The sequence below is a fragment of the Pseudomonas sp. PDM14 genome (assembly GCF_014851905.1).
Classification (GTDB): Bacteria; Pseudomonadota; Gammaproteobacteria; order Pseudomonadales; family Pseudomonadaceae; genus Aquipseudomonas.
Map to the genome: position 1 here is coordinate 1,260,173 of NZ_JACVAQ010000001.1, position 23,632 is coordinate 1,283,804.

21 protein-coding genes and 1 pseudogene are annotated in these 23,632 nt (G+C 65.5%); 11 read left to right on the forward strand and 11 right to left on the reverse strand.

The window, feature by feature from the left end:
- Positions 1 to 279 precede the first annotated feature (279 nt).
- The 5 genes from IB229_RS06000 (at position 280) to IB229_RS06020 (ending at position 6,106) form a co-directional block, all read left to right on the forward strand.
- Positions 280 to 2,058 (forward strand): DUF1302 domain-containing protein, encoded by a 1,779-nt coding sequence (locus tag IB229_RS06000; protein WP_412547774.1) that lies wholly within the window; start codon positions 280 to 282, stop codon positions 2,056 to 2,058.
- Positions 2,059 to 2,068: 10 nt separating this feature from the next.
- On the forward strand, positions 2,069 to 3,427 hold the full coding sequence (locus tag IB229_RS06005) for a DUF1329 domain-containing protein (RefSeq protein WP_192325922.1): 1,359 nt from the start codon (positions 2,069 to 2,071) through the stop codon (positions 3,425 to 3,427).
- 339 nt (positions 3,428 to 3,766) lie between these two features.
- The gene (locus tag IB229_RS06010) at positions 3,767 to 5,152 is read left to right on the forward strand and encodes an acyclic terpene utilization AtuA family protein (protein ID WP_192325924.1); all 1,386 of its coding nucleotides are present in this window, start codon (positions 3,767 to 3,769) and stop codon (positions 5,150 to 5,152) included.
- Positions 5,152 to 5,460, forward strand: a complete 309-nt coding sequence (locus tag IB229_RS06015) for a DUF4387 domain-containing protein (protein ID WP_192325926.1) — start codon at positions 5,152 to 5,154, stop codon at positions 5,458 to 5,460. The genes IB229_RS06010 and IB229_RS06015 overlap by 1 nt, the downstream gene beginning before the upstream one ends.
- A 319-nt stretch (positions 5,461 to 5,779) precedes the next feature.
- The gene (locus IB229_RS06020) at positions 5,780 to 6,106 is read left to right on the forward strand and encodes a hypothetical protein (RefSeq protein ID WP_192325928.1); all 327 of its coding nucleotides are present in this window, start codon (positions 5,780 to 5,782) and stop codon (positions 6,104 to 6,106) included.
- A 101-nt stretch (positions 6,107 to 6,207) separates the two neighbouring features.
- Here IB229_RS06020 and rlmE read toward each other — a convergent pair whose 3' ends face one another.
- The gene (gene rlmE / locus IB229_RS06025; protein ID WP_192325930.1) at positions 6,208 to 6,828 is read right to left on the reverse strand and encodes a 23S rRNA (uridine(2552)-2'-O)-methyltransferase RlmE; all 621 of its coding nucleotides are present in this window, start codon (positions 6,826 to 6,828) and stop codon (positions 6,208 to 6,210) included.
- Between the two features lie 262 nt (positions 6,829 to 7,090).
- Here rlmE and IB229_RS06030 point away from each other — a divergent pair, with 262 nt between their 5' ends.
- From IB229_RS06030 to map, 4 genes are all read left to right on the forward strand, one after another.
- The gene (locus IB229_RS06030) at positions 7,091 to 8,710 is read left to right on the forward strand and encodes an NAD(P)/FAD-dependent oxidoreductase (RefSeq protein ID WP_192325932.1); all 1,620 of its coding nucleotides are present in this window, start codon (positions 7,091 to 7,093) and stop codon (positions 8,708 to 8,710) included.
- An 11-nt stretch (positions 8,711 to 8,721) separates the two neighbouring features.
- Positions 8,722 to 9,444: a TrmH family RNA methyltransferase gene (locus IB229_RS06035; protein WP_192325934.1), complete on the forward strand. Its 723-nt coding sequence runs from the start codon at positions 8,722 to 8,724 to the stop codon at positions 9,442 to 9,444.
- A gap of 216 nt (positions 9,445 to 9,660) precedes the next feature.
- Positions 9,661 to 9,870: a ParD-like family protein gene (locus IB229_RS06040; protein WP_192325936.1), complete on the forward strand. Its 210-nt coding sequence runs from the start codon at positions 9,661 to 9,663 to the stop codon at positions 9,868 to 9,870.
- Positions 9,867 to 10,631 (forward strand): type I methionyl aminopeptidase, encoded by a 765-nt coding sequence (map, locus tag IB229_RS06045; RefSeq protein WP_192325938.1) that lies wholly within the window; start codon positions 9,867 to 9,869, stop codon positions 10,629 to 10,631. The genes IB229_RS06040 and map overlap by 4 nt, the downstream gene beginning before the upstream one ends.
- A 66-nt stretch (positions 10,632 to 10,697) precedes the next feature.
- Here the strand turns inward: map and IB229_RS22190 are convergent, their stop codons facing one another.
- The 10 genes and pseudogenes from IB229_RS22190 to IB229_RS22030 form a co-directional block, all read right to left on the reverse strand.
- Complete coding sequence (locus tag IB229_RS22190) at positions 10,698 to 11,258, reverse strand: methyl-accepting chemotaxis protein (RefSeq protein ID WP_412547787.1); 561 nt, start codon at positions 11,256 to 11,258, stop codon at positions 10,698 to 10,700.
- Positions 11,238 to 12,014, reverse strand: a pseudogene (locus tag IB229_RS22195) (PAS domain-containing protein); the annotation flags it as partial. The gene IB229_RS22190 and the pseudogene IB229_RS22195, both read right to left, overlap by 21 nt.
- 161 nt (positions 12,015 to 12,175) lie before the next feature.
- Positions 12,176 to 13,762, reverse strand: a complete 1,587-nt coding sequence (locus IB229_RS06055) for a GMC family oxidoreductase (protein ID WP_192325943.1) — start codon at positions 13,760 to 13,762, stop codon at positions 12,176 to 12,178.
- Positions 13,763 to 13,840: 78 nt separating this feature from the next.
- Complete coding sequence (locus IB229_RS06060) at positions 13,841 to 14,674, reverse strand: ABC transporter ATP-binding protein (protein WP_192325945.1); 834 nt, start codon at positions 14,672 to 14,674, stop codon at positions 13,841 to 13,843.
- Positions 14,662 to 15,465, reverse strand: a complete 804-nt coding sequence (locus IB229_RS06065) for an ABC transporter permease (protein ID WP_192325947.1) — start codon at positions 15,463 to 15,465, stop codon at positions 14,662 to 14,664. Before IB229_RS06065 ends, IB229_RS06060 begins: the two co-directional genes overlap by 13 nt.
- Before the next feature lie 63 nt (positions 15,466 to 15,528).
- On the reverse strand, positions 15,529 to 16,515 hold the full coding sequence (locus IB229_RS06070; RefSeq protein WP_192325949.1) for an ABC transporter substrate-binding protein: 987 nt from the start codon (positions 16,513 to 16,515) through the stop codon (positions 15,529 to 15,531).
- A gap of 157 nt (positions 16,516 to 16,672) precedes the next feature.
- Positions 16,673 to 18,046, reverse strand: coding sequence for an aspartate aminotransferase family protein (locus IB229_RS06075; RefSeq protein WP_192325951.1), 1,374 nt, complete (start codon positions 18,044 to 18,046; stop codon positions 16,673 to 16,675).
- A gap of 174 nt (positions 18,047 to 18,220) precedes the next feature.
- Complete coding sequence (locus tag IB229_RS06080) at positions 18,221 to 19,711, reverse strand: aldehyde dehydrogenase (protein WP_192325953.1); 1,491 nt, start codon at positions 19,709 to 19,711, stop codon at positions 18,221 to 18,223.
- A gap of 328 nt (positions 19,712 to 20,039) precedes the next feature.
- Positions 20,040 to 20,345, reverse strand: coding sequence for a nitrilase-related carbon-nitrogen hydrolase (locus IB229_RS22025; RefSeq protein WP_318652085.1), 306 nt, complete (start codon positions 20,343 to 20,345; stop codon positions 20,040 to 20,042).
- On the reverse strand, positions 20,339 to 20,839 hold the full coding sequence (locus tag IB229_RS22030; protein ID WP_263864151.1) for a nitrilase-related carbon-nitrogen hydrolase: 501 nt from the start codon (positions 20,837 to 20,839) through the stop codon (positions 20,339 to 20,341). The genes IB229_RS22025 and IB229_RS22030 overlap by 7 nt, the downstream gene beginning before the upstream one ends.
- Positions 20,840 to 21,006: 167 nt before the next feature.
- Here IB229_RS22030 and IB229_RS06090 point away from each other — a divergent pair, with 167 nt between their 5' ends.
- Positions 21,007 to 21,918, forward strand: coding sequence for a LysR family transcriptional regulator (locus IB229_RS06090; protein WP_192325955.1), 912 nt, complete (start codon positions 21,007 to 21,009; stop codon positions 21,916 to 21,918).
- 79 nt (positions 21,919 to 21,997) lie between these two features.
- Entirely contained in the window at positions 21,998 to 23,605 is a 1,608-nt protein-coding gene (locus IB229_RS06095; RefSeq protein WP_192325957.1) for a hypothetical protein, read from the forward strand.
- The last annotated feature ends 27 nt before the right edge of the window (positions 23,606 to 23,632 follow it).

Consider the following 23,632-nt stretch of genomic DNA (forward strand, 5'->3'; position numbering starts at 1 on the left):
TCCCCGCCTGCGGCGTCGTCACGCGCCATAGCGGCGCTGGCGCCGCCCCTTCCCTCCCGCGTGCATGCGTGCCGCCAGGTCACTGGCGGCCGGCGTCGCCATGCATGCACAAAAATCGTACAGATTTACATCCGATTTGCGTACGTATAGCGTCTAATGGAGATTGATTCATACATGTAGATTATTTTTGTACATATATGTCGATCTTCAAGCCTAAGGATGTCTCGGAACACGGCCCGCCGCATTCCGCATCGAAAACAAAAACAAAGGTGAAGAGACGTGAAACCATCCATCAAGCGGCCCGGCCTGCCCGGCGCAGCCTTTCTGGCAATGGCGACGGCGGGCTACATGGCCGGCGCCCAAGCGGTCAATTTCAACATCGGTGAAGTGGAAGGGCAGCTCGATTCCGCCCTCTCCATCGGCGCCAGCTGGGCGGTGCGTGCACCGGACCCGGACTTCATTGCCCAGGGCAACGGCGGCAAGGGCGACTCGCGCACCTCCGACGACGCCCGCCTGAACTTCAAGAAGGGCGAGACCTTCTCGAAGATCTTCAAGGGCATCCATGACCTCGAACTGAAGTACCGCGACTCCGGCGTGTTCCTGCGCGGCAAGTACTGGTACGACTTCGAGCTGAAGGACGAGAGCCGGCTGCTCTACGACATCCGCGACGACAACCGCAAACGCGGCGCGCAGTCGTCCGGCGTGGAGCTGCTCGATGCCTTCGTCTACCACAACTACGAGGTCGCCGACCGGCCCGGCTCGGTGCGCGTCGGCAAGCAGGTGGTCAGCTGGGGTGGCAGTACCTTCATCAGCGGCGGCATCAACAGCATCAACCCGCTGGACGCCAACGCCCTGCGCCGCCCCGGCTCGGAACTGAAGGAAGGCCTGCTGCCGGTCAACATGATCTACCTGCAGCAGACCCTGGCCGAGGCGGTCAGCGTGGAAGCCTTCTACCAGCTGGAATGGGACCAGACCGTCGCCGACAACTGCGGCACCTTCTTCGCCAGTTCGGACATCGTCGCCGACGGTTGCGATGACCGTTACGTGGTACGCGGCGCGGACATCGAACCGGGGCAATCCGACAACAGCGGCCTTAACGGCAACACCCTCTACCTGCCACGCGGCGGCGACCGTGACGCCCGCGACAGCGGCCAGTTCGGCGTCGCCTTGCGCTGGTTCGTGCCCGAGCTGAACGACACGGAAATCAGCGCCTACTACCTGAACTACCACAGCCGCACCCCGGTAGGCAGTTCGGTGATCAGCAGCGCGCCCAACCCGTTCGCCGCACCCGGCTTCGGCGCGGCCAGCGCCCAGTACTTCCTCGAGTACCCGGAAGACATCCGCCTGTACGGCCTGAGCTTCAACACCACCGTCGGTACCGCGTCCGTCGAGGGTGAGCTGAGCTACCGGCCGAACATGCCGCTGGCCATCGACGACCTGACCTACGCCACCCTGCGCCTGGCGCCGGTCGTGCCGAGCGTGATCCCCAACTCCGGCATCCCCGGCGACGAGATCCACGGCTACACCCGTGTGCCCATGACCCAGGGGCAGATGAGCGTGGTGCAGACCTTCGACCAGGTGCTCGGCGCCAGCCGTATGAACCTGATCGGAGAGGTCGGCTTCACCCACCTCAACGGCATCAACGAGGGTGACTACGGCGAATACCGATTCGGCCGAGCGAGCCACTTCGGCCCGGGCGAGTACTTCGACGCCGACGGCAACGACCTGTGCAGCACGCTGCTCAGCGGTCGCCCGGAGTACTGCAACAACGACGGCTTCTTCACCCGCAACTCCTGGGGTTATCGCCTGCGTGCCGGCCTGACCTACAACGGCGTGATCGGCGGTCTCGACCTCAGCCCGAGTCTGGCCTGGTCGCACGACGTGGACGGCTACGGCCCGACCTTCACCGAAGGCAGCAAGGCCATCAGTGTCGGCCTCAGCGCCAAGTACCTGTCCAACTACGAAGCCAGCATCAGTTACACCGACTACTTCGGCGGCGATTACACCACCAACGGTGATCGAGACTTCATCAGCGCCAGCTTTGGCGTGACGTTCTGAGGACGTTCCAATGACAAGAAAAACCCTATCGCGCTGCGCGCTCTCCCTGTGCCTGCCACTGCTGATCAACCCCGCGTTCGCTGCCGTGGACGCCGCCCAGGCCGACAAGCTGGGCGCCACCCTGACCCCGGTCGGCGCCGAACGCGCCGGCAATGCCGCCGGCAGCATTCCCGAGTGGACGGGCGGCCTGGCCAAGGACGCCGGCACCAGCACCGACGGCTTCCGTTCGGACCCGTTCGCTGGCGAAGCGCCGCTGTTCACCATCACCACGCAGAACCTCGAGCAGTACCGGGGCCAGTTGAGCCCGGGCCAGCAGGCCCTGTTCGCCCGCTACCCGAACAGCTACAAGATTCCCGTGTACCCCAGCCACCGCAGCGTGGCCTGGCCGCAGAAGACCTACGAGGTGATTCGCAAGAACGCGGTGAACGTCACCACGGTGGAAGGCGGCAACGGCCTGGAGAACTACACCAGCCCGCTGGCCTTCCCGGTGCCGCAGAACGGCCTCGAGGTGCTGTGGAACCACATCACCCGCTACCGCGGCGGCAGCTTCACCCGCGAGACCACGGCCTTCATGACCACGCCCACCGGCGACTACTCGTGGAAGACCGAGCGCGACCGCCTGGCCTACAGCGAGGAGCTGCTGGACTACGACCCGAGCAAGTCGAAGAACATCCTCTACTACTTCACCTCCGAGAACATCGCGCCGGCGCGTGATGTCGGCGGCGTGCTGCTGGTCCACGAGACCCTCAACCAGGTCAAGGAACCGCGCATGGCCTGGCAGTACAACTCCGGCCAGCGCCGCGTACGTCGCGCCCCGCAGGTCGCCTACGACAGCCCCGGCCCGGGCAACCTGCGCACCACCGACCAGACCGACATGTTCAACGGCTCGCCGGACCGCTACGACTGGCAACTGGTGGGCAAGCGCGAGCTGTACGTGCCCTACAACAGCTTCCGCCTGGCCGACCCGAGCAACAGCTATGACGAGCTGATCACCCCTGGGCATCTCAACCAGGACAAGACCCGCTACGAGCTGCACCGGGTCTGGGAAATCATCGGCACGCTCAAGGAAGGCCAGCGCCACGTCTACTCCAAGCGCCACCTGTTCATCGACGAAGACAGCTGGACCATCGTCGAGGCCGACCACTACGACGCCCGCGGCAACCTCTGGCGCGTGTCGGAGAACCACATCCTGCCGCTGTATGACGTGCAGACGCAGATCTCCGCCGGCGAGCTGACCTACGACCTGATCTCCGGTCGTTACCTGGGCAACTACATGTTCAACAAGGTGAAGAACGCCTACCGGTTCGGCTTCAAGGCCAAGACGTCGGACTTCACCCCCGCAGCCCTGCGCGCGATGGGTATCCGCTGAGCATGCCAGGCCCGTTTCACGCTGGCTCCGCCTCTCTAGCCCCCCTGTCATCGACGCCCCGCTAGAGACCTTTGCCGCCCTTTGGGCGGCTTTTTTTCAACCGCGCGCGCGGCACCCAGACCAAGCCGCCGCGCACAAAGATGGACGAAATCCGTACAGATTTACATGAACAAATGCCGAATGTATGTTTAATCCACGCAATAAACGTATACATGTACAGATAAATACATATATGCGTCATGCGGCCCAGGGATGCCCGCGAAGCATGTCGTCGCGGAGAACAACAAGACCAACAACACGCCGTTGAACCTCGTCAACGTGCAGAGGCTTAGGAAGACCATGGAAAACCCAGTCAAGATTCTGATCCCGTGCGGATCGATAGGCACCGGCATCCGCGAGGAGGAAATCCGCCTCGGCATCGCCCTCGGCGCCCAGGCCATCGCCAGCGATGCCGGCTCGACCGACAGCGGTGCGGCCTACATGATCCAGGGCGTCGGCAAGTACCCGCGCGCCACCATCAAGCAGGAACTGGCGATCCTCATGAAGGCCCAGGCCGAAGCGAAGATCCCGCTGATCATCGGCTCCTGCGGCCAGTCCGGTAGCGACGCCGGGCTCAACTGGATGCGCGACATCGCCCTGGAGATCGCCCGCGAGAACGGCCTGACGCCGAAGATCGCCGTGCTCTATTGCGAGCAGGACAAAGCCACCCTGAAAGCCAAGCACGCCGCCGGCAAGATCAAAGAGCTGCCGCCGCTCGGCCCGATCACCGACGAGCTGATCGACTCCTGCGAGCACATCGTCGCCTCCATGGGCGTAGAGCCGTACATCGCCGCACTGCGTGACGGCGCCGACATCGTCCTCGGCGGGCGCACCACCGACACCGCGGTGATCGCCTCCTACGCCCTGCTCAAGGGCGCACCGGCCGGCCCGGCCTGGCACGCGGCGAAGATCGCCGAGTGTGGCGCGCAGTGCACCGTCGACCCCACCAACGGCAACGGCATCCTGATCTCCATCGACGCCGACGGCTTCGAGGTCGAACCGCTGCAGCCGAACAACAGCTGCGCACCGGAGACCGTGTGTGCGCACATGCTCTACGAGAACTCCAACCCGTTCCTGCTCACCGAGCCGGGCGGCGTGCTCGACGTCACCGACGCCCAGTACGTGCAGAAGGACGAGCGCGTGGTGCGCGTCACCGGTTCACGCTGGATCGAAAAGCCCTACACCATGAAGCTCGAAGGCGCCGCCGCCGGGCGTTATCAGACGCTGATGCTGATCGGCATCGAAGACCCGGAAATCCTCGGCCGCATCGACGAATTCCACGACCGCATGCACGCCGCACTCACCGGCCGCGTGCACGCGGTGCTGGGCGCCGAGGCCGGCGATTTCCACATCTCGCTGCGTGTCTACGGCTGGAACGCCGTTTCCGGCATGCAGCGTCCGGCAGGCACGCCGCCACCACTGGAGGTCGGCATCCTGTTCGTCGCCACTGCCGCCACCCAGGCGCTGGCCACGCGCATCGCCAAGACCTGCAACCCGTGGTTCTTCCACTGGCCGCTGGAGCGCAATCGCGAACTGCCGAGCCACGGCTTCCCCTTCTCCCCTGCCGAACTGGAACGCGGCGCCGTGTACGAATTCAAGCTCAACCACGTCGTGGAAACCGACGACGGCTTCGAGCTGGTACGCAGCCAATGGGTCGATCTGTCCAACCACGTGGAGTCCGTCTAATGGCCACCCTCAAAGACGTCAGCCGTCATGTCCGCTCGAAGAACGCCGGCCCTTTCTGGGTCACCGTGGACATCTTCTTCAACAGCAAGGAGAACTTCAGCAAGTACGCCAAGACCGAGAAGCTCTCGCCCAGCGTATTCGCCGAGCTCTACAGCGCCGACCCGGAGCACGTGCACCACTACCTGGTGCCCGACCTGAACATCCTGAAGATCTCCTACCCGCGCTCCTGGCCCCAGGGTGGTGAACTGGAGCGGGACATGCACGCCGGCAACCAGTGCAAACGCCTGCTCAACATCGAACTGGATTGAGGCACAACGGGCCGGCAGCACTGCCGGCCCTCTCCACCCGCCGAGCCGTCCTGGCTTCGCCCCGCGCCGCGTCCATCACCGGAAGCGAGTTCGTCATCGACGGCGGAACCATTCCAACGGCCTAGCGGCGCGTCGATCCGCAGGCCTCAATGGCTGACCACAACGACCGCGGATACACCACCGAGCGGAAGCGGCAGCTCGAAAGACCGAGGGCAGGTTCAGGTGTTTGCCGATGACAGCGCCGGTACCGCGGACCTATACCACCCTGCCCGAATGACTGTGTAGAATCCCGCGCCCCAAAAAAGCAGGAGACAACACGTTGGCCATTCACTACTCCGCCACCCCGGAAAACGTGGCATGTGGGCGCACAGGATCGAGCCTGGAGAGCACCGCGGATGTCACGCAGGTTTCGTGCAAGCTCTGCCTGCGCAGCGTTGAAAAGCAGGCCCATGAACCGGCACGCAAGACACCGAGCCTCGCCGAACTGCGTGCAGCGGCAAAAGCCGCCAAGGCCGCGGCCGTACCCGCCGAAGCCTGCAAACCGACCTCAACGCTGAGCCCACGGGCCGAGTGGCAGCAACGCCTGGCGCAGCTGCCAGGACGCAACCGCCTCCCGCGCGGCGCGGCGCGGCAGTCCTTCATCTAGGGATGATTTGCACGGACGAGGAAGCGCATCGCGTCGCGTCCTCGCCTATGGTGCAGCGTCCTTCCACCTTGCCCACGGTACGCGTGGCGCCGGCGCGGCTGTCAGCCCTTGAAGCCCTTCGCCATCAGGTACACCTCGTTCGAGCGCGGGCGCGAGGCGGCGGGTTTGCGCACCACCACCTTGTCGAACGAGGTGCGCACATCGCGCAGAAACTCGTCAGAACCCTCGCCCTGGAACACCTTGACCACATAGTTGCCGCCAGGCTTGAGCACCTTGCGGACCATGTCGAGGGTGAGTTCGACCAGGTACATCGAGGAGGCCTGGTCGGCAACCGCGACGCCACTGAGGTTGGGCGCGATGTCGGAGACGATCAGGTCGGGCTGCCTGCCATCGAGCTGGTTGAGCAGTTGCTGGAACACCGCATCTTCGGTGAAGTCGCCCTGAATGAAGTCGACGTTGTCCAGCGGGTCCATCGGCAGGATGTCGGTGGCCACGACACGCCCTTTTTCGCCGACGAGCCGGCCGGCCACCTGCGACCAGCCACCCGGGGCAGAACCCAGGTCCATGATCAGCATGCCAGGGCGGATCAGCTTGTCCTTCTCGTTCAGCTCGATCAGCTTGTAGCTGGAGCGCGAGCGCAAACCGTCCTTCTGGGCCTGTTTCACGTACGGGTCGTTGACGTGTTCGTCCAGCCAGCGGCGGCTGCTTTTGGATCGTTTCATGAGAGAGCCAACCACGGAAAATCAAGGTGGGAAGCGGCACAGGGGAGACGCTGTTGGCCGCGAAGTAGCGGCGATTATAGGCCGATAACACCGCGCAGGTTAAATCGGCGCGCCAGGGCAGGTGCGGCACCGAGCCTCACGCCAGCCTGCACAGCGCCAGCGGGCCGGGCCTGACAGGGGCAGGCACGGACGGCTACAATTGGCGCCCTACCCCACCCTTCTGTTGCTTCCTTTGCCGGAGTCACCGGCCAGGATTACCGCCATGATTCGCATCAACGAACTGTCTCTGCCCCTCGATCACTCCGCCGATGAATTGCGCGCGGCCATCGTCAAACGCCTGAACCTCAGCGACGCCGACCTGCTGAACTTCACCGTATTCAAGCGCAGCTACGATGCCCGCAAGAAGAACAGCGTCATCCTGTTCATCTACATCATCGACCTGGAGGTGCGCGACGAGGCGGCGATCCTGGCGCGCTTTGCCGACGACCACAACGTACGTACCGCCCCGGACACCGCCTACTACCCCGTGGGTCAGGCGCCGGCCGAGCTGCGCGAGCGGCCGCTGGTGGTGGGCTTCGGCCCCTGCGGCCTGTTCGCCGCGCTGCTGCTCGCGCAGATGGGCTTCAAGCCCATCGTGCTGGAGCGCGGCAAGGATGTCCGCAGCCGCACCAAGGACACCTGGGCGCTGTGGCGCAAGAAGGTCCTGACCCCGGAATCCAACGTGCAGTTCGGTGAAGGCGGTGCCGGCCTGTTCTCCGACGGCAAGCTGTACAGCCAGATCAAGGATCCCAAGTTCTACGCGCGCAAGGTGGTGCATGAGTTCGTCCGCGCCGGTGCGCCGGAAGAGATCATGTACGTGAGCAAGCCGCATATCGGCACCTTCCGCCTCACCGGCGTGGTCGCCGCGATGCGCGAGGAGATCATCGCCCTCGGCGGCGAGGTGCGTTTCGAGAGCAAGGTCACCGACCTGCTGATCAATGACGGCCAGCTCGAGGGCGTGGTCCTGGCCAGCGGCGAAACCCTGCACAGCCGCCATGTGGTGCTGGCGCTGGGTCACAGCTCGCGCGATACCTTCCGCATGCTGCACCGCCTGGGCGTGTTCATCGAGGCCAAGCCGTTTGCCGTGGGCTTTCGTATCGAACACCCGCAGGGTCTGATCGACGAGGCGCGCCTGGGCAAGTACGCCGGCCACCCGGAGCTGGGCGCCGCCGACTACAAGCTGGTGCATCACGCCAAGAACGGCCGCGCGGTCTACAGCTTCTGCATGTGCCCCGGCGGCACCGTGGTCGCAGCCACCTCCGAACCGGAGCGCGTGGTCACCAATGGCATGAGCCAGTACTCGCGCAACGAACGCAACGCGAATGCCGGCATCGTCGTCGGCATCAACCCGGAGCAGGATTTTCCCGGCGGCCCGCTGGCCGGCGTGGAGTTCCAGGAGCGCCTGGAATCGCGCGCCTACGAACTGGGCGGCAGTGACTACTGCGCCCCCGCACAACTGGTCGGCGACTTCATTCGCGGCGTGCCGTCGAGCGAGTTCGGCGAGGTGGAACCCTCCTACAAGCCCGGCGTGCGCCTGGGCGACCTGGCGCCCTCGCTGCCGGACTACGCCATCGAGGCCATCCGCGAGGCGCTGCCGGCGTTCGGCCGGCAGCTGCGCGGCTTCGACCGCGACGACGCGGTGCTCACCGGCATCGAGACCCGCACCTCCTCGCCGGTGCGCATCACCCGCGACCACGAGACGCTGCAGAGCCTCAACCTGCGCGGCCTGTATCCGGCCGGTGAAGGCGCCGGCTATGCCGGCGGCATCCTCTCGGCGGGAGTGGACGGGATCAAGGTCGCCGAGGCGCTGGCCAAGTCGATGCTGTCCGAGCTGAGCCACTGAGCGGCGTATCGATGAAACTCGACGACATCAAGAAGCTGCAGCAGAAGAAGTACCGGGCCGAGTTCGGTCATTTCCTGGTAGAGGGCGAGCACCTCCTGCTGGAGCTGCAAAAGGCGGCGTTGCACAACCCGCAGCTGCAGCGCAGCGAGCTGTACGTGACCAACGCCTACGAGCACTGGCAAAGCCCGTTCAAGACCCAGGTGATCAGCGACCGGCAGATGGCGCAGATTGCCGATACGCAGACGCCGCAGGGCATCATCGCCGTGGTGCCGATGCCGGCCACCGCCGCGCCGGCCGTGGCCAACGAACGCGCCATCTACCTGCACGAGATCCAGGACCCGGGCAACCTCGGCACCATCCTGCGCACGCTGGCCTGGTTCGGCAATTTCCGCTGCCTGCTCAGCCCCGGCAGCGTCGACCCGTACAACCCCAAGGTCGTGCGCGCCAGCATGGGCGCGATCTTTCATGCGCCGCTGGAGCTGGATGTCGAGCTGGAGTCCCTAGGCGCGCGCTTCCCGCGTATCGCCTGCCTGGACATGCAGGGCGAGCCGGTGCAGTCCGCCGGTTTCAAGGCCATCGATTGCTACCTGTTCGGCAACGAGGCCCGCGGCGTACCCCGCGAGCAACTGCTCGCCCTGGGCGCGCAGCCCTTCACGATTGCCGGTTGCGGCGCCATCGAGTCGCTGAACCTGGCCACGACGGTCAACATGTGCGCCTACGAGCTGAACCGCTAGCGACGCCGCATACCGCGTTCTACGCGGTGCAGCCGGCTGGTCCCAGGCCCGTGCCCTGAGCAAAGAACCGATCAGCGGAAGCCGCAGCGCCAGCGTGTCGCTGCGCTCGGCTCGAGGCTGCCGCGCACCCACGGTCAGCCGACGTTGAATGTCCGCCCCACGAAAGCATATGATCCATATACGTTACGTATCGATTCATATCTATGAGGATTACCCGTGGGCATCATCAACCTCGACGACGAGCTGCACGACCAGGCCCGTCGCGCCAGCGCCGTGTCCTGCCGTTCGATCAACGCCCAGGCGGCGTTCTGGATGAAGATCGGCCGGCTCTGCGAGCTCAATCCGACCCTGAGCTTCAACGAAATCATCGTGCGCGAACTGCAGGTCGCCGGTGTAGCCGCCCCTGCCTACGAGGCCGCGAGTTGATCAAGGGGCCGGATGAACTGGCCTACCTGGCGGAGTCCGGTCGGCTGCTCGCCAGCGTGTTCGCCTACCTGGATTCACTGCCGCTGCTGGGCATGTCGACCCTGGCGGTGAATGACCGCATCGAGCGCTTCATCACCGACAAGCTGCAGGCCAGGCCGGCGAGCAAGGGCCAGTACGGCTTTGCCTACGTGCTCAACGCCTCGCGCAACCAGGTGGTGTGCCATGGCGTGCCCTCTGCCCGGGAAATGCTCGCGGAGGGCGACATCGTCAACTTCGACATCACCCTGGAGAAGAACGGCTTCATCGCCGACTCGAGCAAGACCTACCTGATCGGCGCGGTCGAGCCGGCGGCCAGGCGCCTGGTGGACGTCACCTACGAGGCCATGTGGCAGGGCATCCGCGCGGTGAAACCGGGCGCCACCCTGGGCGATGTCGGCCATGCCATCGAACGCCACGCCCGGCGGCACGGCTATTCGGTGGTCAGGGAATACTGCGGCCACGGCATCGGTCGCGAGATGCACGAAGCGCCGCAGGTCCTGCATTTCGGCAAGCCGGGGCGCGGGCTGCGGCTCGAAGAAGGCATGGTCTTCACCATCGAGCCGATGCTCAACCAGGGCCGCGCCGGTGTCGAAACCCTGGCCGATGGCTGGACCGTCGTGACCCTGGATGGAAAGCTTTCCGCGCAGTTCGAGCACACCGTTGCGGTGTCGCGTGATGGGGTCGATGTCCTGACCTTGCGTGGCGAGGAGCACGCGCGCTGACGCGAGCGTCACGCGGCGTGATCGCCCTGCCCGTGGCCGCCGTTGCGGGCGGCCATCAGGCCGGTTTCAGGTCTTCAACTGGTTGGCGAACTGGCCGACCGCGCTGACCACGCGCTGGGCGCCGTCCTGAATGTCGACGATCACCTCGCCGGCCTCGTTGGCCAGGCCCAGGCCCTGTTCCGCCAGTTCGCGGCTGCTGCCCATGCTACCCACCGCGCTCTGCGCCAGGCTCTGGTTCTTCTGCACCACCTCGACGATCTCTTCCGCCGCCTGGCTGGTCCGCCCGGCCAGCTGGCGCACCTCGTCGGCGACCACGGCGAAGCCGCGGCCCTGCTCACCGGCCCGCGCCGCCTCGATGGCCGCGTTGAGCGCCAGCAGGTTGGTCTGCGCGGCGATACCGCTGATGGTCTTGATGATCGTGCTGATCAGCTGGGACTGCTTGTCCAGTGCCTCGATGCCTTCGGCCGCCTCCTGCACCTGCTGGGCGATGCGGTGCATCACCGCGACCGTCTGACTGACCACGCTGGCGCCCTTTTGCGCGGTGGCGTCGGTCTGCTGCGAGGTGCTGTAGGCGATGCTCGCCGCGGCGGCGACCTCCTCCTCGCGGTTTACCTGGTCGGTGATCACCGTGGCGAACTTGACCACCTTGTACAGCTTGTCGTGGGCATCGTGCACCGGGTTGTAGGAGGCCTCCAGCCAGACCGCCCGACCGTAGGCGTCGACCCGTTTGAAGCGGTGCGCGATGAACTTGCCGCGGTTGAGCTCGGCCCAGAACTCGCGATAGCCGGCAGAGTTGGTCTCCTGGGGTTCACAGAACATGCTGTGGTGCTTGCCGCGAATCTGCTCGATGCGATAGCCCATGGCCTCGAGGAAACGGTCGTTGGCGGTCAGCACTTCGCCGGCCAGGTTGAACTCGATCACCGCGGTGGAACGCAGCAGCGCGTTGATCAGCCCCTCGTGCTCCTTGGACGTCTCGATGGTGCGGGTCAGGTCGTTGGCGCACAGGGTGAAGCCCTGGACGATGCCTTGGCTGTTTTTCAGCGGCTGCCAGATCGAGCGCAGCCAGGCTTCCTCGCCGTCGGCACGCAGCAGGCGATAGGCACCGTTCAGGTGTTCGCCGCGGCTCAGGGCGTTCTTCAGTTTCTGGTAGTTGGGCTCCTGGCGGAAGGACTGGGGCACCAACCCATCGATCTGGCGGCCGATCAGGTCCTCGCGGCGGTAGAGCATTTCGCGCACGAAATTGTCGTTGGCGAACTGGATGTGGCCCTTCGCGTCCAGCTCCAGCACCAGCATCTCGTCGTAGAGCGATTCCTTGATCTGCTGGCTACGGGAGTTCTCTTCCCGCAGCGCTTCCAGTTCCTGCTTTAGATGCTTGTTGAACATGAGGGGCGGCTCGTGGGCTGATGACAGGGCGTGACTAGATAGTCGGCGCTGCCGGCGCTTTCTTAAGCGCAAGCCAGAGAATATTAGTAGGGATTATCGGGATTCGAGTCGCGCGGCGTCCGCAGCAGGAGTCGCTCTGCCGCGGTGCCCAAGCCAGGCGACTAGCCGCGAATAAAGTCCGCCGCCCGCTCGCCGATCATGATGCACGGCGCGTTGGTGTTGCCGCTGATCAGCGTCGGCATGATCGAGGCATCGGCCACGCGCAGGTTGTCGACACCACGCACCTTCAGCTGCGGAGTTACCACAGCCATGTCGTCGCAGCCCATCTTGCAGGTGCCGACCGGGTGGAACACCGTCGCTGCGTAATCGCGTAGGTGCGCCAGCAGCTGTTCGTCGGTCTGCACCTGCGGGCCGGGCAGCATTTCCGCACCACGCAGGGCGTCGAACTCCGGCTGGGCGAGGATGCGTCGCGCCAGCCTCACGCCTTCCATCAGCACCTTGGCGTCCTCGGGGTCGGCGAGGAAGTTGAAGTCGATCTCCAGGCTGCGGCCCACGCCCAAGCGCACCTCGCCGATGCTTTTAGGCCGCAGCACACAGGTATGGATGGCGTAGCCGTGGCCCCACTCGAACAGGCGGCCGCGGTGGCTGCGGTAGCCGGGCACGAAGTGCATCTGCACGTCCGGTAGCTGCTCCGCCAGTGGCGTGCGGGCGAAGCCGCCGGCCTCGACGTAGTTGGTGGTCAGCCAGCCCATGCGCCTGGCCAGGTACTGGAACGGCGCGGCCAGCACCTTGGGCAGCGAGCCGAGGGAGAAACCCAGCGACAGCGGGCTCTTCGAGCGCACGGTGACCAGGCCGTCGATATGGTCCTGCAGGTTCTTGCCGACACCTGGCAGGTCGATCTTGCAGGCGACGCCAGCGGCTTCCAGCTCGGCCCTGGGGCCGATGCCCGAGTTCAGCAGCAGGTGCGGCGAACCCAGCGCACCGGCGCAGAGGATGGTTTCACGGGTGCAGTGCAGGGTTTGCCATTCGCCCTCCTGTTGCAGTTCGAGGCCGGTCACGCGGCTGCCGTCGAGCAGCAGTCGGCCGACCTGGCAGTCGGTAAGCACGGTCAGGTTGGCCCGGCTGCGTATCGGGTGGACGAAGGCGCGGTAACTGGAGAGGCGCTTGGCGTCCTTCTGGGTGACGTTGTACACGCCGACACCTTCCAGGGTGCCGCCGTTGAAGTCGTCGTTGCGCGCCAGGCCGATGTGCGCGGCGGCGCGGATGTAGATGTCGGCCAGCGGGTTGGGATCGCGCGGCTTGTCCACCAGCAGCTCACCTTCGCTGCCGTGGTACGCCGGCGACTGGCCGAGGCGGTTGCCCTCGGACTTCTTGAAGTACGGCAGCACATCGTTCCAGCCCCAGTTCGGGCAGCCGGCGGCTTCCCAGCGGTCGTAGTCGCTGGCGTCGCCACGGATGTAGATCATGCTGTTCATCGCGCTGGAGCCGCCCAGCGCCTTGCCGCGCGGGGTGTGCAGGCTGCGGTTGTTCAGCTGCTTCTGCGGCGCGGAAAAGTAGTTCCAGCTGAACACCTTGCTCTTGTACAGGGTGATGGTGCCGGCCGGGGTCTGCACCCGCGGGCTGGCGTCGCTGCCGCCGGCCTCGATCAGGCACACGCGCACCGCCGGGTCGGCGCTCAGGCGGTTGGCCAGCACGCAGCCGGCCGAGCCGGCGCCGACGATCAGGTAGTCATAGGTAGGTTCAGTCATACGAGCCTCAAGGAACCCTAGGGTGCGCCATGCGCACGGTTTGCAAGGTGCGTGGTGGTGCGCATAGCGCACCCTGCCTTAGTGCACTTCTTCCAGGTCGTCGTGGAGCAGTTCGAGGATGTGCCGCTTCATGCGGATGAACTCCGGCTCCATCACCACGTCCAGGCTGCGCGGGCGATCGATCGGCACCTCGAGAATCTCCTTGATCCGTCCCGGCCGCGCTCCCATCACGTAGATGCGGTCGGCGAGCAGGATGGCCTCGTCGATGTCATGGGTGACGAACACCACGGTCTTCTTGCTGTTGCCCCACACCTGCAGCAGCAGTTGCTGCATCTGCAGCCGGGTCTGGCTGTCCAGCGCGCCGAAGGGCTCGTCCATCAGCAGGATCTGCGGATCGTTGGCCAGCGCGCGGGCAATCGCCACGCGCTGCATCATGCCGCCGGAGAGCTGCTTGGGGTAATGCTCGGCGAACTTGGCCAGGCCCACTTCGCCCAGGTAGAACTCAACGATGGTGCGGATCTCGTCCTGCGGCAGGCCGCGACGCTTGAGGCCGAACTCGATGTTCTGGCGCACCGTCAGCCAGGGGAACAGGGTGTAGCCCTGGAACACCATGCCGCGGTCGGCACCCGGCCCGTCGACCTTCTGCCCGCCGACGTAGATCGCGCCGTCACTCGGCTCGGCGAGGCCGGCGGTGAGGTACAGCAGGCTCGACTTGCCGCAGCCGGACGGGCCGACGATGACCGCGAACTGCTGGTCCGGCACCTCGAAGGAAACCTTGTCCAGCGCGGTGAAGGTCTCGCCGTTGGGCGAGCGATAGCGCAGGCTGACCTCTTCCACGCGCAGGCGTGCCGGCACGTCGGCGTACTCGCTGAGCGACGGCATGATGTAGGGTTTGCTGGCTACTGCGCCCATGCGGCAATCCTCAGTCGAAGCAGACGGAACAGTTGATCGGTGACCAGTCCGAGCAGGCCGATGATGGCGATGGCGAGGAAGATCACGTCGACCTGGAAACCGCGCATGGCCTTGAGGCTGATGTAACCGAGGCCACTGCTGGCTGCGACCAGCTCGGCCACCACCAGGTAGGTCCAGGCCCAACCCATGGTCACGCGCAGAGTGTCGAGCACGCCGGGCAGCGAGGCCGGGCCGAGCACGTGCAGGACCACATCACGGCGTGTGGCGCCGAGGGTGTAGCTGGCGTTGATCAGGTCCTTGGACACGCCCTTGGAGACGTCGGCAATCATCACCAGCTGCTGGAAGAACACGCCGAAGATGATCACCGCTACGCGCTGTTCCAGGCCGATGCCGATCCACAGGATGAACAGCGGCACGAACGAGGTCACCGGCAGGTAGCGGACGAAGTTGACCAGCGGTTCGAGCAGCGCCTGGACGATGCGGAAGCTGCCCATCAGCAGGCCCAGCGGCACCGAGACCAGGGATGAAACCAGAAAGCCGATCAGCACCACTTCGATGCTGGCCAGCACATGCTTGCCCAGGGTGCCATCGCCCCCCAGGCGTACGGCGGCGGCGACCACGTCGCCCGGTGTCGGCAGGAACATCGCCGGCACCACGCCGCCATAGGAAAGTCCGGCCCACAGGCCGAGCACCAGCAGCCAGCACAGGGTACTGGCGCCGATGATCAGGCGGTTCGGCAGGTCGACCTTGGGCGTCAGGCAACGCTGCACCCAGGATTTTTGCGTGGCCATGCTGCCACCTCTCGACGCGAAGATTGAACGACGGGAGCGGCGCGCAGCCGCTCCCGATGGGCCTTACGGTGTGACGAAGGACGGGTCGACCAGCTCGTCGTAGGCGACGTTGTAGGTCTTGCCCTGTAGCTGGGTCCAGGTCTCGTTGGCCAGGCTGATGATGCCGGCGATGTCACCCGGCTTGCCCGGGGTGCCGAGCAGCTTCTCGCTCATGGCCTGGTCGTAGAACTTCACGCCCTTGGCCGCTTCAGCCAGGTCCTTGGGATCGGACAGGTAGCCGCCGACGCCCTTGGCCATGATCGCGTAGGCCTCCTGCGGGTGGGTCTTGGTGTACTCGACCGCCTTGTACAGGCCGGCGACCAGCGCCTTCACATCCTCCGGCTGCTTCTCGATCACGTCGCAGGACAGCGCCACCACGTCGACGATCACACCGGGGGTCTCGCTGGAGTCGATCAGTACCTTGCCCTGGCCCTTGGCCTTGACCAGCGACAGGTGCGGCTCCCAGGTCACCGCCGCCGGTACGCGGCCGGCGATGAAGGCGGTGGCCGCGTCGTCAGCGGTCATGTTCTGGATTTCCAGGTCGCTCATGCTCATGCCCTTCTGCTTGAGCAGGTAGCTCAGCCAGAACTGCGACACCGAGCCTTCGTTGACCGCCACGGCCTTGCCCTTGAGCTGGTCCAGGCTGGTCACGTCCTTGCCCACCAGCACGCCGTCGCCGCCGTGGGATTCGTCGAGCGCGGCCACCGCCTTGAAGCAGAAATCCTTGGAGCGGTACTTGAGGATCTCGTCGATGGTCGATGCCGAGCCGGACAGCTTGCCGGAGGCCTGGGCCGCCATGTACATGGCCGACTCCTCGATCACGGTGAAGTCGACGTCCAGGCCCTGCTCCTTGAAGTAGCCAAGATCGCGGGCCAGGTACAGGGTGCCGTAGCCGACCCAGGTGGTGTGACCGAGGGTCAGGCTGCCGGCCTGGGCGGTGGCCGCCAGGCTCAGGGCCAGGCCGGCGCCGATGGCGGTACGGGTGAACGTGGTGCGCAAGGTCTTGATCATGGAGCTCTCCACAGCCTGACGGCGTCGTTGGTCGATGTGTATGTGGCAGGGCCGGCCAGAGGCCAAAGGCTTCCCCACGCCGGCCCGCAAACGGCCGGCGGCTCTCTTCGTTTCAGTGCCCTCTGCGGGGCGTTTCTGACGTACAGCGGATGTGGCGTTACAGCAGGTTCAGCTCGCGCCCGGTGCGGTCCACCGCGCGGCGGGTTTTCTCCACCAGCTCGTCCAGTTCGGCATGGCTAGCGACCAGGGCCGGCGCCATGATCATCCGGCCGAGGGTGGAGCGAATGATCAGGCCCTCGTCGAAGCCGACGGTGCGGCAGTGCCAGGCGATGTCGTTTTCGTTGGCGAAGCGCTTGCGGCTGCCCTTGTCCTCGGCGAACTGCAGCGCGGCGACCAGGCCGGTGCCCTGCACATCACCGATCAACGGGTGATTGGCAAAGGTCTCGCGCAGCAGCTGCTGCAGGTAGGGGCCGGTGTCGTTCTTCACCCGGCTGACGATGCCTTCGTCGCGCAACGCGGTGAGGTTGGCGATGGCCACCGCAGCAGCCACCGGGTGGCCGGCGTAGGTCAGGCCGTGGGCAAACACGCCGCCCTCCTGCACCAGCGCGTCGGCGATGCGCTTGCCGAGCACCAGGCCGCCCATGGGGATGTAGCCCGAGGTGAGGCCCTTGGCGATGGTCAGGGTGTCCGGCTCGAAACCGAAGTGCTGGTGGGCGAACCACTCGCCGGTGCGGCCGAAGCCGCCGATCACTTCATCGGCACAGAGCAGCACGTCGTATTGGCGGCAGATGCGCTGCACCTCGGCCCAGTAGCTGGCCGGCGGGAAGATCATGCCGCCGGCGCCCTGGAACGGCTCGGCGACGAAGGCGGCGACGTTCTCGGCGCCCAGTTCGAGGATCTTCGCTTCCAGCTCGCGGGCCGCCTTGAGGCCGAAGGCCTCTTCGGACAACTCGCCACCCTCGGCGAAGTAGTACGGCTCACCGATGTGGGCGAAGTCCGGCAGCATGCCGCCCATCTCGTGCATGAAACCCATGCCGCCGAGCGCGGTGCTGCCCAGGGTGGAGCCGTGGTAGCCGTTCCAGCGGCCGATCATGATCTTCTTCTGCGGCTTGCCGACCACCTGCCAGTAGCGGCGCACGGCGCGAATCAGCACCTCGTTGGCCTCGGAACCGGAGTTGGTGTAGATGGCGTGGCTGTAGTGCTTGGGCAGCAGGCTGAAGAGCAGCTCGGACAGCTCGACCACGCGTGGGTGCGTGGTGTGGAAGAACAGGTTGTAGTACGGCAGCTCGGCCAGCTGGCGGGTGGCTGCGGCGTTCAGGTCTTCGCGGCCGTAGCCCAGCGCGGTGCACCACAGGCCGGACATGCCGTCGAGGTAGCGCTTGCCCTCGGTGTCCCACAGGTTCAGGCCCTGGCCCTTGGCAATCACCAGAGCGCCCTTCTCGTTGAGCGCCTTCTGGTCGAGGAAGGCATGGATGTGGTGGGCCGCATCCAGCGCCTGGTATTCCTTGGTGGTGTGTTTCTGGGCAGTCATCGCAAAGTCTCCGCTAAGTCTTTCTAATAGTCAGAGGTGATGAAGAAATTCGTCGCGAGCGAAGAAAGGTCGTGTTCCGCCGCAGCGCAGGAACCGCAGTGCACTGGCGTGCATGAGGATTGCGAGCAGCGCAGGGGCACGAGATTTCGAGCGCGGTAGAATTTCCATCACCTCTCAACGCAGCTGGAACCAGGTGGTTTTGAGCTGGGTGTATTTGTCGAACGAGTGCAGCGACAGATCGCGGCCGAAGCCGGATTGCTTGCCGCCACCAAAAGGGGTGCAGGGGTCGAGGGCATCGACGGTGTTGACCGACACGGTACCGGCACGCAAACGACGAGCCACGCGATGGGCGCGGTTGAGGTCGTCGCTCCACAGCGAGGCGGCCAGGCCGTAGATGCTGTCGTTGGCCAGGGCCACGGCTTCGTCCTCGGAGTCGAACGGCAGCACGGCGAGTACCGGGCCGAACACTTCTTCGCGGGCCAGGCGGCTGTCGGCGGTCACGCCGGTGAAAATGGTCGGCGCGACGAAGTTGTCCGAGCCGTTGAAGCTCAGTTGCTTGCCGCCGCAGACCAGGCTCGCGCCCTCGTCCTGGGCGCAACGAATGAAGCCCATGACCCGCGCGGTCTGCCGCGTGTCGACGATGGCGCCAGCGCGGCTGGCCGGGTCCAGCGGATCGCCCGGCTGCCAGTCGCGGGCCTTGGCCTGCAGGCGCTCGACGAACTCGTCGTGGATCGAACGCTGCACCAGCAGGCGCGAGTTGGCCGAGCACACTTCGCCCTGATTGAAGAAGATGCCGAAGGCAGCCTTGCTCGCCGCCAGATCAAGGTCCTGGCAGTCGGCGAACACCAGGTTGGCGCTCTTGCCGCCGCACTCCAGCCAGACCTGCTTGAGGTTGGACTGCGCCGAGTAGCCCATGAAGTATTTGCCGACTTCGGTGGAGCCGGTGAAGGCCAGGCAGTCGACGTCCATGTGCAGGCCCAGGGCCTTGCCGGCGCTCTCGCCGAGACCGGGCACCACGTTGAACACGCCTTCCGGGATGCCGGCTTCGAGGGCCAGTTCGGCCAGGCGCAGGGCGGAGAACGGCGACTGCTCGGCGGGCTTGAGCACCACCGAGTTGCCGGCGGCCAGGGCCGGGGCCAGCTTCCAGGCGGCCATATCCAGCGGGAAGTTCCACGGCACCACGGCAGCGACTACGCCGAGCGCTTCGCGGGTGATGGTGGCAAGAGCATCCGGCGCGGTCGGCGCGACCTGGTCGTAGAGTTTGTCGATGCTCTCGGCGTACCAGCGGAACACGCCAGCGGCGCCGGGCACGTCGATGTTCCAGGCGTCCATCACCGGCTTGCCCATGTTCAGCGAGTCGAGCAGGGCCAGTTCGTCACGGTTGGCCAGGATCAGCTCGGCCAGGCGCAGCAGCTTCTGCTGGCGCTCACGCGGGGCGCAGCGTGACCACACGCCGGACTCGAAGCTGTCACGGGCGGCACGTACCGCCAGGTCGACCTCGGCCTCACCGCAGGCGGCGACATTGGCCAGCAGGCGGCCAGTGGCCGGGTCGATGGAGGCAAAGGTGGCGCCGGAGGCTGCGGCGACACGACGACCGCCGATGATGGCCTGGTCGATGAAACGCTGTTCGCTTGCGCGCCGTTGCCAATCGTTGAGTTGCAGCACCCTGATTCTCCCGAACCGATCCTGTGGCTTGTTGCGACCGATGGTGGCCCAAGGCGGGGGTTAGGAAAATTATTAAAAATGTCATCGGGCAATACGAAAAAGCTGGTTATGCCCGCACCAGAACGGCGCAGCCTGCCGGCTTGTTGTGCACGCCCGCTGACGCGGCCGTTACCGCGACTGCGCCTGGCGCGCCGGGATCATCGCCCAGGCCACGGACGGCCTGGGCGGCATGCTCCAAGGAGAGGATTCGTGTGTAGCGCAGGGTGGCGGGCGAGTGGCCTGCTCGACGGGCACGGCTGCATCATTTCGGCGCGGCCGGTGGGCGCTTTCAGCCGTCGACCAGTGCACCGTACAGCTCGGGCCGCCGCCCCTGCAGATAAGGAAAGGTCTCGCGCCACTGCGCCCGTGGCGAGCGGTCCAGATAGACCAGCAGCAGCGCTTCGCCACCGGCCACCGCGCCCAGGCGCTGACCATCCGGTGCCGCCACGCAGGAGCCGCCGAGAAAGGGCAGGCCGTTCTCCACGCCGCTGTGGTTGCAGTAGGCGACGAACAGCTGATTCTCCACCGCGCGGGTCGGCACGATCAGCTCCGGCACCGCGCGGTACTCCGGGGTCAGCGCGGTGGGAATCAGCACCAGCTCGCCCCGGCCAGGGCATGCGTGCGCACCGCCTCGGGGAACTCCACGTCGAAGCAGACCAGCAATGCGACGCGCCAGCCATTGAGCTCGAACGGCGCCTCCAGTCGCTCGCCAGGGCTGAACAGCTCGCGCTCCATCGGCCCGAACAGATGCGTCTTGCGGTAGTGCGCCACGCGCAGCCCGTGGGCATCGATCACCTGCACCGCGTTGTAGGGTTTGCCGCCCTCCGGATGGCGCTCGGCGTAGCCATAGCAGACCGCCACCCCATGCGCCTGGCAGAGCGCGGCAATGCGTTGCGCCGCCAGGCCATCGGCCGCCTCGGCGAGCCCGGCCATGTCCTCGGGCACGTGATAGCCGCCGAGCCACAGCTCCGGGCACAACAGCAGTTGCGCACCGGCGGCGGCAGCGGCGCGCAGCTGGATATAGAGAGCCGCCAGGTTGGCGTCGATGTCGGCGGGAAAACCTTGGGTCTGCCAGAGAGCCAGGCGCATGAAGGAAGTCTCCAACGGTAAGTCGAGCACGGCTCTTGCAAGAAGCATACGCACTCACTTGGCAGCCCGGCGCGAGCAAAAATATCGTCGCTGCCGAGCAAAATGCTCATTCGCCGTTATGCACCTGCGGCTATGGTGGGCGCATAACGAGATCGTCCGAGGTTTGCGTGGCCGCTTATACCCTGCGTCAGTTGAAGTACTTCGTCACCACCGTGGAATGTGGCAGCGTCGCCGAGGCGTCGCGCAAGCTGTACATCGCCCAGCCTTCCATCTCCACCGCCATCAAGGGCCTGGAAGAAAGCTTCGGCGTGCAGTTGCTGATCCGCCACCACGCCCAGGGCGTATCCCTCACCCCCGGCGGCGCGCGCTTCTACCGCAAGGCCCAGGAACTGCTGCGCATGGCCAAGGAGTTCGAGCAGAACGCCCTGGCCGACAACGACGTGGTGGCCGGGCAGATCGACATCGGCTGCTTCGAGACCGTCGCCCCGCTCTACCTGCCGCGCCTGATCGCCGGCTTCCGCGAGCGCTACCCCGGCGTGGAAATCCGCCTGCACGACGGCGAGCAGCAGGAGCTGGTCCAGGGCCTGACCGGCGGCCGTTTCGACCTGGCGATCTTCTACGAGCACGACCTCGACGGCACCATCGAGACCGACCCGCTGATGCCACCGCAACGCCCATATGCCTTGCTGCCGGAGGGCCACCGTTTCGCCGGCCAGGCCGAGGTGTCGCTGCGCGACCTGGCGCTGGAGCCGATGATCCTGCTCGACGTGCTGCCCAGCCGCACCTACTTCGTGAGCATCTTCGAGGAGCTGGGCCTGTCGCCGAACATTGTCTTCAGCTCGCCGTCGATCGAGATGGTGCGCGGCATGGTCGGCCAGGGTTTCGGCTTCTCCGTGCTGGTCACCCGCCCGCACTGCAACACCACGTACGACGGACGCAAGGTGGTCTGCGTGGACATCGTCGAAGACGTCACCGGCTCCGGCCTGGTCGCCGCCTGGCTGAAGCGCGCCCACCTGACCAAACCGGCACAGCTGTTCGTCGATTACTGCAAGGAGCAGCTGGCACCCGCGACCGAATAAGCTCATCGAGACAACCCACTGCCTGCACGGGCACAATCGCCGCACTGGCTTCACGACCTCAATCTGGAAGAGATCCAACGTGCGCATTCGTCCTGCTGTCGCTGTGCTGCTTTCCGTACTCACCCTACCCTTCTCTGCTCACAGCTTCGGCGCCAGCCTCGATGGCCTGATCGCCGTGCTGGGCGAGCCCTCCGGCTGGCGCGCACTGGGCTCGACCACGCCCGGCACGGAGGACGGCTTCACCCACGACCTGTATGCAAACAGCGCGGTGATCGCCGCAGTCCTGAAAAGCCAGGGCGTGGACGCCCCGTTTGTAAAGCTCAGCAACGATCCGGCAACGGCCTGGAGTGCCTTCAACGAGTACCTGCAGCGCACCGCCGGCAGCACGCGCAGTGTCAGTGATGAAACCTGCGGCATCGCGGTCGCCCACCTGTATGGCCAGACACTCTCGCAGTTGCTGCTGAGCAAGGGCCCGCAGTGGGTCATGCCGCAGATCGGCGACAGCGAGGCACGCGCCCTGGCCGAGCAAGCAACGGTCAGCTTCGGAGAGAGTCGCAGCCTGGCATTGGCAATGTGCGATAGCTGGAAGTACCGCAAGCTAAACAACGCCTTCGCTGCACTGTTGAACCGTGTCTCGGGCGAGATGCCCTATCTGCTGCACACCGCACTACCGCAAGGCAAACGGACCGAAGAGCAGAAGAACGCGCAGCAGGCGCAGGCCGAGGCGGTCACCAACGCTGCCGAGCAATCCGGGCAACTGGGCCACGAGATGCTCCAGGCGCTACAAGGGGTCTCCCCCGCCATCACCGAAGACCCGTTCACCCGGTGCATAGGCCTGAACACCCAGAGCGGATTCGACCTGAAGAATCAGTGCCTCAACAGTGTGCTGACGGCAGCCGAGCAGAACTACCAGAAGATCCTGCAAGGCCAGATCCAGGCCATCGACTACGAGCGCGCCAATGCCCTGCGCCTGCAAGAGCAGCAGAGCAACCACGACGCGCACCAGACCTGCAGCCAGCACCTCGAGGGCGCCGACAACAGCAGCGGGTTCAGCCACGGTGACAATGAACGGTTTGCCCGTTGCCGCTACGTGCAACTCAAACTGCGCGAAGACGCGATGATCAAATCCCCTCCGCAGAGCAACGAGCGACTGGCGGCAGACGAACTCGCACGCGCAACCGCCCTCGCCGAACGCTACCCCGCCCCCGCGGCGTGGCCAGCACAGGAGCGGGAGCAATACCTCAAGCTGCTGCGCCATGCGGTGCAACTGGGCAATACACAAGCCAAGCTGCAGCTCGCGACGTTCATGGCCCAGGACATGAATGACATGAGCGCGCTCACAGAAGCCGAAAAACTACTCGACGATGCCGAGCGCGCACAGGGAGCAACGCAGCAGAGCCAGGCGCTCCGTAACCGGATAGCGCCGGTGCTGCAGGCCTGGCGCTTTGCCAACAGCCCGGAACAGAAACGCAAGACCTTGCGCGCCGCCGCCCTGAACTCCACCGATGATGCGGTGAAGATGGCCCTGAGCATCGACCAGACGGCACGTGAAGGCGGCACCTGCGATGCACTGGTGATCAATGGCTACAACATCGCCAACAACGCCGGGCTGCCGATCAACACCCGCCTGCAGGTCCTGATCGACAAGATTACCGACACCCTCGCCCGGGCAGGCTGCTTTTACTGAAGTGCGCGAAAGTAACGGCGACAGGGA

What these genes read in the sequence shown, in the direction of transcription:
- IB229_RS06060 (WP_192325945.1), bottom strand. Translation starts at nt 14,674, where the DNA reads ATGGGCGCAGTAGCCAGCAAACCCTACATCATGCCGTCGCTCAGCGAG.
- IB229_RS22030 (WP_263864151.1), bottom strand. Translation starts at nt 20,839, where the DNA reads ATGCGCCTGGCTCTCTGGCAGACCCAAGGTTTTCCCGCCGACATCGAC.
- IB229_RS06030 (WP_192325932.1), top strand. Translation starts at nt 7,091, where the DNA reads ATGATTCGCATCAACGAACTGTCTCTGCCCCTCGATCACTCCGCCGAT.
- IB229_RS06005 (WP_192325922.1), top strand. Translation starts at nt 2,069, where the DNA reads ATGACAAGAAAAACCCTATCGCGCTGCGCGCTCTCCCTGTGCCTGCCA.
- rlmE (WP_192325930.1), bottom strand. Translation starts at nt 6,828, where the DNA reads ATGAAACGATCCAAAAGCAGCCGCCGCTGGCTGGACGAACACGTCAAC.
- IB229_RS06055 (WP_192325943.1), bottom strand. Translation starts at nt 13,762, where the DNA reads ATGACTGAACCTACCTATGACTACCTGATCGTCGGCGCCGGCTCGGCC.
- IB229_RS06070 (WP_192325949.1), bottom strand. Translation starts at nt 16,515, where the DNA reads ATGATCAAGACCTTGCGCACCACGTTCACCCGTACCGCCATCGGCGCC.
- IB229_RS06065 (WP_192325947.1), bottom strand. Translation starts at nt 15,465, where the DNA reads ATGGCCACGCAAAAATCCTGGGTGCAGCGTTGCCTGACGCCCAAGGTC.
- IB229_RS06015 (WP_192325926.1), top strand. Translation starts at nt 5,152, where the DNA reads ATGGCCACCCTCAAAGACGTCAGCCGTCATGTCCGCTCGAAGAACGCC.
- IB229_RS06010 (WP_192325924.1), top strand. Translation starts at nt 3,767, where the DNA reads ATGGAAAACCCAGTCAAGATTCTGATCCCGTGCGGATCGATAGGCACC.
- IB229_RS06035 (WP_192325934.1), top strand. Translation starts at nt 8,722, where the DNA reads ATGAAACTCGACGACATCAAGAAGCTGCAGCAGAAGAAGTACCGGGCC.
- IB229_RS06075 (WP_192325951.1), bottom strand. Translation starts at nt 18,046, where the DNA reads ATGACTGCCCAGAAACACACCACCAAGGAATACCAGGCGCTGGATGCG.